Origin of the sequence: Sphingomonas hylomeconis (assembly GCF_025370105.1) — a bacterium.
In the GTDB taxonomy this organism is placed as follows: Bacteria; Pseudomonadota; Alphaproteobacteria; order Sphingomonadales; family Sphingomonadaceae; genus Sphingomonas; species Sphingomonas hylomeconis.
On the sequence record NZ_JANQBK010000006.1, the window covers coordinates 66,276 to 79,095 of the forward strand.

The 12,820-nt window shown below is 64.9% G+C and carries 9 protein-coding genes and 1 tRNA gene; 4 read left to right on the forward strand and 6 right to left on the reverse strand.

Annotation, left to right across the window (positions count from 1 at the left end):
* Window positions 1-107: 107 nt before the first annotated feature.
* Window positions 108-764: a prolyl hydroxylase family protein gene (locus tag NV401_RS10600; RefSeq protein ID WP_261294394.1), complete on the forward strand. Its 657-nt coding sequence runs from the start codon at window positions 108-110 to the stop codon at window positions 762-764.
* A 131-nt stretch (window positions 765-895) separates the two neighbouring features.
* On the opposite strand, the gene NV401_RS10605 is transcribed toward NV401_RS10600, so the two are convergent.
* The 5 genes from NV401_RS10605 to lon form a co-directional block, all read right to left on the reverse strand.
* On the reverse strand, window positions 896-3,631 hold the full coding sequence (locus NV401_RS10605; protein ID WP_261294395.1) for a TonB-dependent receptor domain-containing protein: 2,736 nt from the start codon (window positions 3,629-3,631) through the stop codon (window positions 896-898).
* An 86-nt stretch (window positions 3,632-3,717) separates the two neighbouring features.
* Window positions 3,718-5,334 carry a hypothetical protein gene (locus NV401_RS10610; RefSeq protein ID WP_261294396.1) on the reverse strand — a complete coding sequence of 539 codons (1,617 nt, stop codon included), beginning with the start codon at window positions 5,332-5,334 and terminating at the stop codon, window positions 3,718-3,720.
* Window positions 5,335-5,625: 291 nt separating this feature from the next.
* Window positions 5,626-5,700 (reverse strand) — tRNA-Val (locus NV401_RS10615).
* A 109-nt stretch (window positions 5,701-5,809) separates the two neighbouring features.
* Window positions 5,810-6,082, reverse strand: a complete 273-nt coding sequence (locus tag NV401_RS10620; protein WP_261294397.1) for an HU family DNA-binding protein — start codon at window positions 6,080-6,082, stop codon at window positions 5,810-5,812.
* Between the two features lie 168 nt (window positions 6,083-6,250).
* Window positions 6,251-8,647: an endopeptidase La gene (gene lon / locus NV401_RS10625; RefSeq protein ID WP_261294398.1), complete on the reverse strand. Its 2,397-nt coding sequence runs from the start codon at window positions 8,645-8,647 to the stop codon at window positions 6,251-6,253.
* Between the two features lie 175 nt (window positions 8,648-8,822).
* Here lon and NV401_RS10630 point away from each other — a divergent pair, with 175 nt between their 5' ends.
* From NV401_RS10630 to NV401_RS10640, 3 genes are all read left to right on the forward strand, one after another.
* Window positions 8,823-10,454, forward strand: coding sequence for a M1 family metallopeptidase (locus NV401_RS10630; RefSeq protein WP_261294428.1), 1,632 nt, complete (start codon window positions 8,823-8,825; stop codon window positions 10,452-10,454).
* A complete protein-coding gene (locus NV401_RS10635) occupies window positions 10,451-10,684 on the forward strand; it encodes a hypothetical protein (protein ID WP_261294399.1) in 234 nt (77 codons plus the stop codon). The genes NV401_RS10630 and NV401_RS10635 overlap by 4 nt, the downstream gene beginning before the upstream one ends.
* Before the next feature lie 79 nt (window positions 10,685-10,763).
* Window positions 10,764-11,111 carry a hypothetical protein gene (locus NV401_RS10640; RefSeq protein WP_261294400.1) on the forward strand — a complete coding sequence of 116 codons (348 nt, stop codon included), beginning with the start codon at window positions 10,764-10,766 and terminating at the stop codon, window positions 11,109-11,111.
* A gap of 424 nt (window positions 11,112-11,535) precedes the next feature.
* Here the strand turns inward: NV401_RS10640 and clpX are convergent, their stop codons facing one another.
* Complete coding sequence (gene clpX / locus NV401_RS10645; RefSeq protein ID WP_261294401.1) at window positions 11,536-12,798, reverse strand: ATP-dependent Clp protease ATP-binding subunit ClpX; 1,263 nt, start codon at window positions 12,796-12,798, stop codon at window positions 11,536-11,538.
* Window positions 12,799-12,820 lie beyond the last annotated feature (22 nt).

Below are 12,820 nucleotides of genomic sequence, written 5' to 3' on the forward strand. Positions count from 1 at the left end.
GCGCAGTGTTACAGTCGCGCGGCGTAAGTGTGAAGGTTTTGCGGCAGCCGCTGTCCGCGCTAAGCTCCGTATGGAAAAAGCCCGACATCTTTGCCACATAGCGCGGCATGACGACGATTCCCGATTTCGGCTGCGGCCACCCGAGCGAGGCGATCGTCGCGCACCTGCAGGCGCAGCCGGGCGTGCAGCGCGTGCCCAGCCCCAAGCTCACGCTGTTCCTGCGCAAGGCGTTCCTCGAACCCGCGCTGTGCGGCCGGATCATCGCGCAGATCGAGGCGCAGCGCCGCCCGTCGACGATTTCCGATGCCAATGGCGATCCGACCTTCCGCACTAGCGAGACCTGCGATCTCGACCAGGCAGATCCCGCGGTGCTCGAGATCGAAGCGCGGATCCGCGCCTTTACCGGCCTGTCCGGCGCGCATGGCGAACCGATGCAGGGCCAGCGCTACGGCGTCGGCCAGGAGTTCAAGGGCCATACCGATTATTTCGAGCCCAATGGCGTGGATTTCGCGCGCTATTGCAGCGTCGCCGGGCAGCGCACCTGGACGGTGATGATCTATCTCAACGAGCCCGAGGCGGGCGGCGCGACGCGGTTCAAGACGATCGACAAGATCGTCCAGCCGGAGGTCGGCAAGCTGCTGGCATGGAACAATTTGCGGCCCGACGGATCGCCCAACCCCTCGACGATCCACCAGGGCATGAAGGTCCGCGCCGGCGCGAAATACGTGATCACGAAATGGTTTCGCGAGCGAGCCTGGGGCTGACGCCGGACGGGCGGGCCTGCCGGCCCGGACCCCCGTTCATTGCCCGATCGACCCTGCGTTTCCCGTCATCCTGAGCGGCGTTCAGGGTGACGGGTGGGGAGCGGATGCGTCGCCCCTCCTCACCATCCCGGTTACAGCTTGGCGCTCAGCCCGATGGTGAACGTCCGCCCCAGGCGATAGGTGTTGACGTCCACCCGCGTACCATCGTCGAACTTCTGGAATTCCTGGAACTTGGTGCCGGTGAGGTTGCGCCCCTCCAGTTTCAGCTCCAGTTCCGCGCCACGCACCTTGAACCCCTGGCGGGCGACGATGTCGAGCTTGATGCCGGGCTTTTCGACGATATCGGGCAGGAACCCGCCCGAGATCGGCCCGCGATTGGTCACCCGCTCGCTGGCATAGGTGAACAGCATGGTAAGCTGCGACACGACGCCGGTCTTGCGATCGATGCCGATCTGCGCGTTGATCAGATGATCGGACTGGCCGGTGAGCGGTGCGCCGTCGCGGAACAACTGGTTGGCCGGCAACAGCACCGGCACGCCGCTGCCATTCTGGATCGGGCTCGGCACCAGCTCGTCGCCCACCTTCAGCTTGGACTGCGTATAGGTGTAGTTGGCGATGAGCAGCAGGCGGCGGCCCGCAAAGAAATCGCTGCCGAACGCTGTATCGAGCGGGATATATTTCTGCGCTTCGAACTCGGCACCGTAGAGATCGGCGGCCGGGGCCGAGGAGAAACCGGTCTGCAGCGGCGAGGTATCGTTGGGGAAAAAGCCGATCTGCTCGATCGGGTTCTTGATATGCTTGTAGAAGCCCGCAACCGTGACGCGCTGATCACGCGCGAAGAACCATTCGTAACGTGCCTCGGCGTTGGTCAGCTGTGAATCCTTGAGCTGCGGGTTGCCGAAGAACTGACGATCGGAATCGAAATCGCGGTACAGCTGCGGCGCGAGCTCGCGGAACTGCGGGCGCGCGATGGTCTTCGAGCCGTGCACGCGGAACTGCATGTCGGGCGCGAAATTCCACGTCACCGTGGCGGCCGGCAGGAAATAATCATTGTCGAGCGTGGTGCCCTGGAACGACGTGCTGCTGGTCGTCACTTCTTCCTTCGCCGTCTCGTAGCGCACGCCGACCGTGGCGCGCAGACCGTCGGCGATCTCGCCTTCGAGCTGGCCGTAACCGGCATGAATGCGCAGCGACGCGTCATATTGCGCCGCGCCATCGGCGCCCGACAGGTTGAACAGGCGGATGCAGCCGCCGCCGTCATTGGCCGCGCAGGCACCGTTGATCGTACCGCCGCTGAGCAGATAATCCGGCCGCAGATAGCTGTACGGCGCCGGGAGGGCGGACTGATCGAAGGTACGGTACTGGAAGTTATAGCGGGTCGAGGTGCGGTCGGTATCGCTGTAATAATAGCCGGCCGAGACCGTGATTGGCCGTGCCGTAGGCAATTTGTAGCTGAGATCGGCCTGGCCGCTGTACAGATCCTCATTCAGCGCGCTGAAGGCGACAAAGGCGTTTTCGCCAAGACCGTTCAAGTTGTTCTGATAGCGCTGGGCGTTCTGATCGAAACGGTAGCTGAACGAGCGCTCATACGGCGAATCGCGCTTGGTATTGGCATAGGAGCCACGCACATCCAGGCCGAGATCGCCGAACTTGAACTCGCCGGTCAGCTGCGTGTCGATCAGCTGGCGTGCGAACCAGTTGGTGTTCTGCTGCATGATCCGATCGCCGCTGCTGTTCGGATAGACCGTCGCGGTCGCGAGCCGGCCCTGCTTGAGCGTGTCGTGGATATAGACATTGGTCCAGCGCACCTTGTGCTCACCGAAATCGGCGCCGAGGCCGATCAGCCCGTTGGTGACGATGCGGTTGTCGGTCAGCACGGTACGGAAATCGCTGCGCAGCGCGCCGCTGGCATCGATCGTGTCCTGCTGCGTCGCTTCGCGCGTGCGGAAGCCGTTGCTGACGCTGCCCGAGGCAATGACGCCGATGCGTGCGCCGCCGACATCGAAGCTGTGCCCGAGATTGAGTTCGCCGGAGAAATTGGCCGGCAGGTTGTCGCTCTGCTGGAGCAACGTGGTCGGCGCGTTCGACATCGAGCCGATCTGCGCTGAACTATATTGCGGTGCGCTGGCGCCGCCGGCCTTGATGAAGCCGGGAACGGTACGCTCGCCGCTGTCATAGCCGAGCCAGTCGAGGCTGCCGCCGTCATAGACGTAGCCGAGCTGGCCTGTGCTCGCGCTGTCGTAACCGGCCGAGGCGCCGAACGACAGGAAGCTTTCCTCGGGCACGCCCTTGGTGGTGAGGTTGATCACGCCTCCGCCGAATTCGCCGGGATAATTGACCGAATAGCTCTTCTGCACCAGCGCGCTGGCAACGATGCTGGTCGGGAAGATGTCGAGCGGCACAGTGCGGCGCAGTGGCTCGGGCGACGGCAAAGGCGAGCCGTTGAGCAAGGACGAGGAATAGCGGTCACCAAGCCCGCGGACGAACACGAAGCCGCTGCCGACGACGCTGAGGCCGGTGACGCGCTGCAGGGCGCCGGCGATATCGCCTTCGCCGGTGCGCGCGATATCGGCCGAGGACAGGACCGAAATCACTTCCGGCGTGGCGCGGATCGCGTTCGGGATATTGCGCCCAACGACGACGATGTCGGCGCCGGTATCATCACCGGCACCCGGCGTGGAAACTTCGATCTGCTCTTCCTGCACCTCCGGCGTCTGGCCGGCGGCGGGATCGACCGTGACGGTCGCCGGCGGCGACGCGCTCTGGCCGCCGCCCGTCGACGATCCCGTCGTCTGCGCCAGCGCGGCCGGCGCGATCAGGCTAGAGGAAAGAAGCAGCAGCGAACCGAATGCTAGTGGCTTGGCCATGGATAATATCCCGATTGGGTAGATACGGCGAATGCCGGGGCGTGGTGTTCGCCCCGGCATCCGCTGGTCGGCTGGGCGCTAGAGGCTCAGGCGTTGTTGCAGGCGAAATACACCGAGCGGAACACGGGCGGGCCGTCCTCCTCGATGGTCGTCGGCACCGAACCGGTGCCGCCGGCCGGGCGGATCGTCGACTTGCCGCCGTTGGCATCCGTGCCGGCAATCATGTTGAGGCATGGCACGACCGACTTCACGATACCGTTCATGAAGGTGTAGTCCGCACCGCCGCGCAGGCGGATCGCGGCGGCCGCATTTGCCGTCTGGATGAAGGTGAAGTTGGCGAGCTTGCCCTTCTGGCGCGGGATGAAGTCCTCATTGCCGTTCGAGTCGATCTCGGTCGAGAAGGAGTCGGTGGTAGCACCGCTGACCTTCTGCGCGACGATGGCGAACTGCACCAGGCCCTGCCAGCCGACATCGGTATCGAGGCCGTCATCATCGGCACCGGTGATCGCCAGATACTTCAGGTTGCTGCGACCACCGAAGATTTCGATGCCATCGTCCGAGCTGTTGTGGATCTGGATGTGATCAAGCGTCGTGCCCGACCCCGTGCCGCCCAGCGTCAGGCCCTGCAGCTCGTTGCCTTCCGAAATCGCGATGCCCGAATACCGGATCTGCACGAACTGCATCGTGCCGCTGCTGTCGGCTGCGGTGGCGCCGCCGTACAGCGCATTGCCCGTGCCTTCGACGACGTTCTGACAATTGGCTGCGCCGCCGGCCACACCGGTCGAGTTGCAGTTCGAGATCTGCGCCTTGCCGGCGAGGATGATGCCGCCCCACTGGCCCTGCGTCGCATCGCCGTTCGACGCGGAGTTGAGGTTCTGCTGCGAGGTGAAGACGATCGGCGCAGTCGCCGTGCCGATCGCGTTGAGCTTGGAGCCGCGATTGACCACGAGATAGTCGTTTGCGGCATCGCTCGAGTTCGAGACGATGAGGCTGCCCGCAGCGAAGGTCAGCGTGGCGACTGCGCCACCGGCGGCAGTGCCGTCACCACCCGTATCAACGCCGACGTCGACGCGACCGTTGATCTGGTACGCCACGCCGGCGACCGCGGGGAGCGACAGATTGCCGCTGACCAGCGCTGGCAGGATGCACAGGCGATAGTTGGTGTTGGTGCCGCCAGCGGTGGTGCCCGCCGGGCAAGCGGTAGCCGCCGGGGTGTTCGCCGCGGCGATCGTCGGCACGGAGGAGCAGGCCGTGCTGGTGCTGCCGAAATTGGCCGTCGAGGAGTTGCACGTCCAGCCCTGGTACCACGTGTCACCGGCGGGGTTCACTGCGCCGATATAGCTTGTCGCGACGAAGAACGGGTTGATCGTCGACGCGTTGAACGCCGTTGCGGTCGCCGCGGCGCCGATCGGCAGGAAGCCGTTGAGCGGATTGACACCGGTCAGCACATTGTTGGTGCCGGCATTGACGACGGCGAGCTGCTCGTCGCGCGTGACGGTAATGCCGCTCTGGGCGGTTTCGGCGAAGGCTGCGATCGCAGCGGGCGTCGGCGTCGGCGTCGGCGTGCTGGTGGGGGTCGGCGTCGGCGCGCCGCCGATCACGCCACCGGGCGAAGCGACGCCGTCGGCGCCATCGCAAGCGGCTAGCGCAAGTGCGGCAGTGCCGGTCAACAAAGCGAGGCTGATGCGCGTGAAGCTGGCCATGAAATTCTCCGAGTCCGGTCTTACCGGGTTGAATCCTGCGGGCGGATGCCCTCGCGGCCGACTCGGATTGTGCCCCCGTCGCTCCACTGCGCTTGCCCCTAGGCGGGCTTCGTGACGGCGGAACGCGCTTTTGAAGACATCGACGTGACGCCGAGGTTACGACTTTGTGACGAATGCTACGAAGCGATGACAATCATGACTGGCGCCCGCGTTCAGCCGGGGGGCCGAGATCTGTGCCGGGCTCCAAACAGCAAAAACCCGCCGGTCTGGCGACCGGCGGGTTTTGCAATATGGTGGGCGCGGCAGGGATTGAACCTGCGACCCCACCCGTGTGAAGGGTGTGCTCTACCACTGAGCTACGCGCCCGTCGACGGTGGCCCGTCAACGCAACAGGGCGGCGTCGCCGCCGCCCTGTTCCATCCGCCTTAACGCCCGCCCGCTGCCTTTGTCCAGCCCCGCACGCGACGAAAGCGGCTCAGTTGACCGAATCCTTGAGACCCTTGCCGGCCTTGAACTTGGGCTGGGTTGACGCCTTGATCGGCATCGGCTCGCCGGTGCGGGGGTTGCGACCGATCGATGCCTTACGCTTGCTGACCGAGAAGGTGCCGAATCCGACGAGGCGTACTTCGTCACCCTTTTTGAGCGACGTGGAAATCGCGTCGAACACTGCTTCGACGGCCTTGCTTGCATCACCCTTGCTCAGCCCGGACGCATCCGCGACCGTGCCGATCAATTCCTGCTTGTTCATGCCAAAAACCCCCCGTTACAAATTTAGGAATAATGATTCCCGGCGCATAGCCGGTGGTTCAGTAAGGCGGCTGTTGCGCGGCCTGTCAAAGCAAAATGACGTGGCGGCGCAGCAAAAAGGGCGGAAATGCTGCGATCTTGCGTAGTCGCACCCCGCCCTCTTGCCCCATCAATGGTGCAGTTCGCCCCCTGCCGGCGCGACGCCGGGCGGCGGCAACGCGGCGAGTTCGTCGGCATCGGTCCAGTCGATCGCGACCAGCGGCTCGGTCAGCGCGAGTACCAGCACTTCGTCGACATGCTTGACCGGCACGATGTGCAGGCCGCTCAGGATATTGGCCGGGATTTCCGCCAGATCCTTCTCGTTGTCGAACGGGATCAGCACCGTCTTGATCCCGCCGCGCAGCGCCGCGAGCAGCTTTTCCTTGAGGCCGCCGATCGGCAGCACGCGACCGCGCAGCGTGACTTCGCCGGTCATCGCGATCTCGCGCCGCACCGGCACGCCGGTCAGCGTCGAGACGATCGCGGTGACCATACCGATGCCTGCAGACGGCCCGTCCTTGGGCACCGCCCCCTCGGGCAAATGGATATGGATGTCCTTGCGGTTGAACAGGCTCGGCTTGATCCCGTAGCTCGGCGACCGCGCCTTGACGAAGCTGAGCGCCGTATCGATCGACTCCTTCATCACGTCGCCGAGCGTGCCGGTGACCTTGGCCGCGCCCTTGCCGGGCACAGTGACGCTTTCGATCGTCAGCAATTCGCCGCCGACCTCGGTCCAGGCGAGGCCGGTAACCGCGCCGATCTGGTTCTCTTCTTCGCCCAGTTCGTGGCGATATTTCTTCACGCCGGCGAACTCGCCGAGATTGTCCGGCGTGATCACCACGCTCGTAACCTTGCCTTCGAGGATCTGGCGCAGCGCCTTGCGGGCGAGACGCGCGATCTCACGCTCGAGCGTGCGCACGCCGGCCTCGCGCGTGTAGAACTGGATCAGTGCGCGCAGCCCCTCGGTGGTCAGTTCGAACTCGCCGGCCTTCAGGCCATGCGCCTCGATCTGCTTCTCGATCAAATGGCGCTGCGCGATCTCGACCTTCTCGTCCTCGGTATAGCCCTCCAGCCGGATGATCTCCATGCGGTCGAGCAAAGCCTGGGGCAGGTTGAGCGAGTTCGCGGTGCACACGAACATCACGTCCGACAGATCGTAATCGACCTCGAGGTAATGATCCTGGAACTTGGCGTTCTGCTCCGGATCGAGCACTTCGAGCAGCGCCGACGCCGGATCGCCGCGGAAATCCTGGCCGAGCTTGTCGATCTCGTCGAGCAGGAACAGCGGGTTGCTGGTGCCGGCCTTCTTGAGGTTGGTGACGATCTTGCCCGGGAGCGAGCCGATATAGGTGCGCCGGTGCCCCCGAATTTCTGCTTCATCGCGCACACCACCCAGGGACTGACGGATGAATTCGCGCCCCGTGGCCTTGGCGATCGACTTGCCGAGGCTGGTCTTGCCCACGCCCGGCGGGCCGACGAGGCACAGGATCGGCCCCTTCAGCTTGTTGGTGCGCGCCTGCACGGCGAGATATTCGATGATCCGGTCCTTGACCTTCTCCAGCGCATAATGATCCTCGTCGAGCACGCTCTGCGCGGTCGCGATATCCTTCTTCACCTTGCTCTTCTTGCCCCAGGGCAGGCCCAGCAGCACATCGAGATAGTTGCGGATCACCGTCGCCTCGGCGCTCATCGGCGCCATGGTCTTGAGCTTCTTGAGCTCGCCCAGCGCCTTGCCGCGCGCTTCCTTGGACAGTTTGAGCGCGGCAATCTTCTGCGTCAGCTCGGCGATCTCGTCGCCCTCGCCTTCCTCGCCCTCGTTGCCGAGCTCGCGCTGGATCGCCTTCAACTGCTCGTTGAGATAATATTCGCGCTGCGTCTTCTCCATCTGGCGCTTGACGCGGCTCTTGATCTTCTTCTCGACCTGCAGGACGCCCAGCTCGCCTTCCATGAAGGCATAGGCCATTTCGAGCCGCTTGGCCGGATCGAGCTCGACCAGCAGCGTCTGCTTTTCCGACACCTTGACCGAGATATTGGCGGCGACCGCATCCGACAGGCGCGACGCGTCGTCGATCTCGCCGAGCTGCACCGCGGTTTCGGCCGGCAGCTTGCGGTTCAACTTGGCGTAATTCTCGAACTGGGTGACGACCGAGCGCATCAGCGCCTCGACCTCATTGCCCTCGGCGGCGAGATCGTCGACCGGCAGCACGGTGGCGCTGAGATAGCCGTCGGTCTCGGTGAGCAGATCGAGCGTCGCGCGCGTCTTGCCCTCGACAAGCACGCGCACCGTGCCGTCCGGCAGCTTGAGCAATTGCAGCACGGTGGCGGTGACGCCGAGATCGTAGAGATCCTCGCGCTCGGGATCGTCCTCGGACGGATCGAGCTGCGCGACGAGGAAAATCTCCTTGTCGGCGTTCATCGCCGCTTCCAGCGCCGCGACGGACTTGTCGCGGCCAACGAACAGCGGCACGATCATGTGCGGAAACACGACGATATCACGCAGCGGCAAGACGGGGTAAGATTGGGTCATGAATACTCCGGGTGCGACCAAACGGGCCACGTTACTTCCCTTATATGGTGATGGTTGCGGATCCATCAATCGGGTGCGGATCAGGACGCGGCGAACCGTGATTGCCGCCGCCGCGCTGCTGCTGATCGCGGCGGCGCCGCTCAAGAAGGGCGAACCGCCGCTGACCGCGCAGACGATGCGCTCCGGGGGCGAGATCGACGTGGAGCAGGCCAAGCTGCGCTTCGATCACGCGGATCTCGCGTTCGAGGTCCTGCCCGCAACGCAGCGGCTGGAGGGGGTCGCGACGCTGGGCTTCACCGCCAAGGCGCGGCTGACCGTGCTGGCGATCGATCTCGACCGCAACCTGCCGGTCAGCGCGATCGCGATCGACGACCGCACGCTCAAACGATCGGCCTGGACCAATCCCGAGGGCCGGCTGACCATTACCCTGCCCCGCACGATCGCCGCCGGCGGCAAGCTGGTGGCGACGATCCGCTATGGCGGCACGCCGCACATCGCGGTGCGCGCGCCGTGGGATGACGGCGTGGTATGGTCGACGACGCCCGATGGCCGCCTGTGGTTCGCGACCACGGCGGAGGGCTATGGCTGCGACCTGTTCTGGCCGTGCCTCGACTTTCCGTCGGGCGAACCGGCGTCGGTCGATCTGCACATCACCGTGCCCAAGGGTCTGAAGGCGCCGAGCAACGGCAAGCTGATCGGCGTCGATACGCTGCCCGATGGCCGCACCACCTGGCACTGGCGCGCGCGGCAGCCCAATACCTATGGCATCGCGCTCAATGTCGGGCCGTACGAGGAGCTGAGCGGGACCTATCGCAGCCGCTACGGCAACAGCATCCCGATGCATTACTGGTACCTGCCCGGGGAGGAACGCCAGGCCCGCGCGCTGTTCGCCGAATTCGCGCCGACGCTCGATTTCTTCGAGCGCATGATCGGCCCCTATCCGTTCGGCGACGAGAAACTCGGCGTGGTCGAGACGCCGCACAAGGGCATGGAGCACCAGACGATCAACGCCTACGGCAACGACTACGCCAAGGCGCCCGAGGGGTTCGACTGGCTGTTCCACCACGAATTTTCGCACGAATATTTCGGCAACCAGCTGACCGCGGCGAACTGGGACGATTACTGGCTGCACGAGGGCTATGCCAGCTATATGCAGCCGCTCTACGGCCGCTGGCGCGAGGGCGAGGCGCGCTATGCGACGATGCTCGACGATCATCGCGGCAAGATCAGCAACGCGCAGCCGATCGTCTCCGGCCGCGTCCGCACCGAGGAAGAGGTCTACGAAACCAAGCTCGGCGGCCCCGGCACGGACATCTATTACAAGGGATCGTGGATCCTGCACACGCTGCGCGGGCTGATCGGCGATGCCGCGTTCTACGAGGTGACACGACGCGCAGTGTACGGCCAAGCCGTGCCGACGCCCGGCAGCTTCCGCCCGCGCTTCGGCTCGACGATGGCCTATGAGGCGCTGGTCAAATCGGTGACCGGCAAGGACTATGGCTGGTTCTTCGATACCTATCTGCGCAAGGCGGCGCTGCCTGAGCTGATCAAGACGCGTAGTGGCGGCATGCTGACGCTCCGCTGGACGGCGCCCGATGGTCTCGCCTTCCCGATGCCGGTCGAGGTGCAGGTCGATGGCCGGATCGAGCGGCTGGCGATGACGGGCGGCCGCGGCATGCTCAGGGTGGCGGACGGGGCACATGTCGTGATCGATCCGTTGGCGCGCGTGCTGAGGCGGTCGACGGCCGTGGAAGAGTATCAGGCCTGGCAGGCGGCACAGGCGGCCAAGAACGGAGCGGCGAAATGAGTCAGTGGACGCAGCGTGGCGTGGAAATGGCGGCGATGTTCATGATCGGCGACGGGCTGCTCGGGCTGCTCCAGCCGCGGCGGCACGTCGCGCTGTGGGCGGATGACGCGCTCGGTTCGGAAAAGCTGGTCGCGCCGTTCCGCGAGCGCCCGGGCCGCCGCCGGGCTTATGCGCTGGTGCAGATCGGCGTCGGCGTCGCGCTCGCCGCGCAACAGCGGGGCAGCCGCTGAGGCAAGCGGGTGCAGCACGGTCGATTGTGCGCGGCGCGCGGCGGCAGTTCGTGCCACAGGAGGCGCAAAGGAATTGCCCATGGCCAAAGCTGACCGTCTCGCCCATACCGATATCCGCCGCGCGGAGCTCGAAGCGGAATATCTCGCCCTGCTCACCACCGCGCTGGAAACCTGCGCCGCGGGGCGCTGGGGGCTGTTCGGGCACCGCCCGGACAAACAGAGCATCGCCAAAGTTGCTCCGCTGATCGATGAGCTGGAGGATCTGGCCGCTGCGATCGACAAGATGCGCGGGCAGCTGGATCTCGCGCCGTTCACGCTGCACGGCGAGTTCATCGCGGCGCGCGGGCTGGCCAGCCCGAGCGCGGTGGGCGAGCCCAAACAGGCCAAGGCGTGGCTGGAGCGGCTGGCGGCGCTGGCGGCGGACTGACCGCCCTGCCCCTGCGTCATCCTGACGCAAGTCAGGATCCAGCGCGCCCCACGTCCGGTCGCCCGGGGGGAGAGATGGATCCTGAATCAAGTTCAGGATGACGGCAGTGGGGGAAGTGCGGGCTGGCGCCGGTGGCGGCAGGCTGCCTTCCCCGCCGCCGCGTCATCCTGACGCAAGTCAGGATCCATCGCGCCCCACGTCCGGCCGCCCGGGGGGAGAGATGGATCCTGAAACGAGTTCAGGATGACGGCAGTGGGGGAAGTGCCGGCTCGCGTCGGTCGCAGCAGGCTGCCTTCCCCGCCGCCACGTCATCCTGACGCAAGTCAGGATCCATAGCGCCTGATGGCCGGTCGTCCGAGGGGAGAGATGGATCCTGAAGCGAGTTCAGGATGACGGTAGTATAGGAGGATAGCCGGACGCGGCGTTACGCCGCGCCCGACTTTTCCTTCTTGGCGTAGACGCGGATCGGTTCCTTGCGGCCCTCGATCACGTCGCCGTCGATCATTACCTCGTCGACCGAATCCATCCCCGGGAGATCGAACATCGTATCGAGCAGGATGCTCTCGAGGATCGAGCGCAGCCCGCGTGCGCCGGTCTTGCGGTCGATTGCCTTCTTGGCCACCGTCACTAGCGCGTCATCGGTGAAGCCGAGCTTCACGTCCTCCATGTCGAACAGCTTCTGATACTGTTTCACGAGCGCGTTCTTCGGCTCGGTCAGGATGGTCACCAGCGCCGGCACGTCGAGATCTTCCAGCGTCGCGATGACCGGCAGACGACCGACGAATTCGGGGATCAGGCCGAATTTGAGCAGATCCTCCGGCTCGACCGATTTCAGCGTCTCGCCGGTCTTGCGCTCTTCCGGGCTCGCGACATAGGCGCCGAAGCCGATCGACTTGCCCTGCAGGCGATCGCCGATAATCTTTTCCAGGCCCGAGAAGGCGCCGCCACAGATGAACAGGATGTTCGTCGTGTCGACCTGCAGGAACTCCTGCTGCGGATGCTTGCGCCCGCCCTGCGGCGGAACGCTCGCGGTGGTGCCTTCCATCAGCTTGAGCAACGCCTGCTGGACGCCCTCGCCCGACACGTCGCGCGTGATCGACGGATTCTCGGCCTTGCGGCTGATCTTGTCGATTTCGTCGATATAGACGATGCCGCGCTGCGCGCGCTCAACGTTGTAATCGGACGCCTGGAGCAGCTTGAGGATGATGTTCTCGACATCCTCGCCGACGTAACCGGCTTCGGTCAGCGTCGTCGCATCGGCCATCGTGAACGGCACGTCGAGGATGCGCGCGAGCGTCTGCGCGAGCAGCGTCTTGCCGCAGCCGGTCGGCCCAACGAGCAGGATGTTCGACTTGGCGAGCTCGACATCCGCGCCCTTCTGGCCGTGGTTGAGTCGCTTGTAGTGATTGTGCACCGCCACCGAGAGCACACGCTTGGCGCGCTTCTGGCCGATCACATAATCATCGAGCACGTCGCAGATTTCCTGCGGCGTGGGCACGCCGCCGTCCTTCTTGGAGACGAGCGCCGACTTGGTTTCCTCGCGGATGATATCGTTGCACAGCTCGACGCATTCGTCACAGATGAACACGGTCGGCCCGGCAATCAGCTTGCGCACCTCGTGCTGCGACTTCCCGCAGAACGAGCAATACAGGGTGCTCTTCGAATCGCCGCCGCTCAACTTCGTCATTCAATCCATCCTTCGCGCCGAT

Bases quoted from the DNA above. Each gene is read 5' to 3' on its own strand.
- NV401_RS10600 (WP_261294394.1), top strand. From the start codon at position 108: ATGACGACGATTCCCGATTTCGGCTGCGGCCACCCGAGCGAGGCGATC.
- NV401_RS10605 (WP_261294395.1), bottom strand. From the start codon at position 3,631: ATGGCCAAGCCACTAGCATTCGGTTCGCTGCTGCTTCTTTCCTCTAGC.
- NV401_RS10610 (WP_261294396.1), bottom strand. From the start codon at position 5,334: ATGGCCAGCTTCACGCGCATCAGCCTCGCTTTGTTGACCGGCACTGCC.
- NV401_RS10620 (WP_261294397.1), bottom strand. From the start codon at position 6,082: ATGAACAAGCAGGAATTGATCGGCACGGTCGCGGATGCGTCCGGGCTG.
- lon (WP_261294398.1), bottom strand. From the start codon at position 8,647: ATGACCCAATCTTACCCCGTCTTGCCGCTGCGTGATATCGTCGTGTTT.
- NV401_RS10630 (WP_261294428.1), top strand. From the start codon at position 8,823: ATGCGCTCCGGGGGCGAGATCGACGTGGAGCAGGCCAAGCTGCGCTTC.
- NV401_RS10635 (WP_261294399.1), top strand. From the start codon at position 10,451: ATGAGTCAGTGGACGCAGCGTGGCGTGGAAATGGCGGCGATGTTCATG.
- NV401_RS10640 (WP_261294400.1), top strand. From the start codon at position 10,764: ATGGCCAAAGCTGACCGTCTCGCCCATACCGATATCCGCCGCGCGGAG.
- clpX (WP_261294401.1), bottom strand. From the start codon at position 12,798: ATGACGAAGTTGAGCGGCGGCGATTCGAAGAGCACCCTGTATTGCTCG.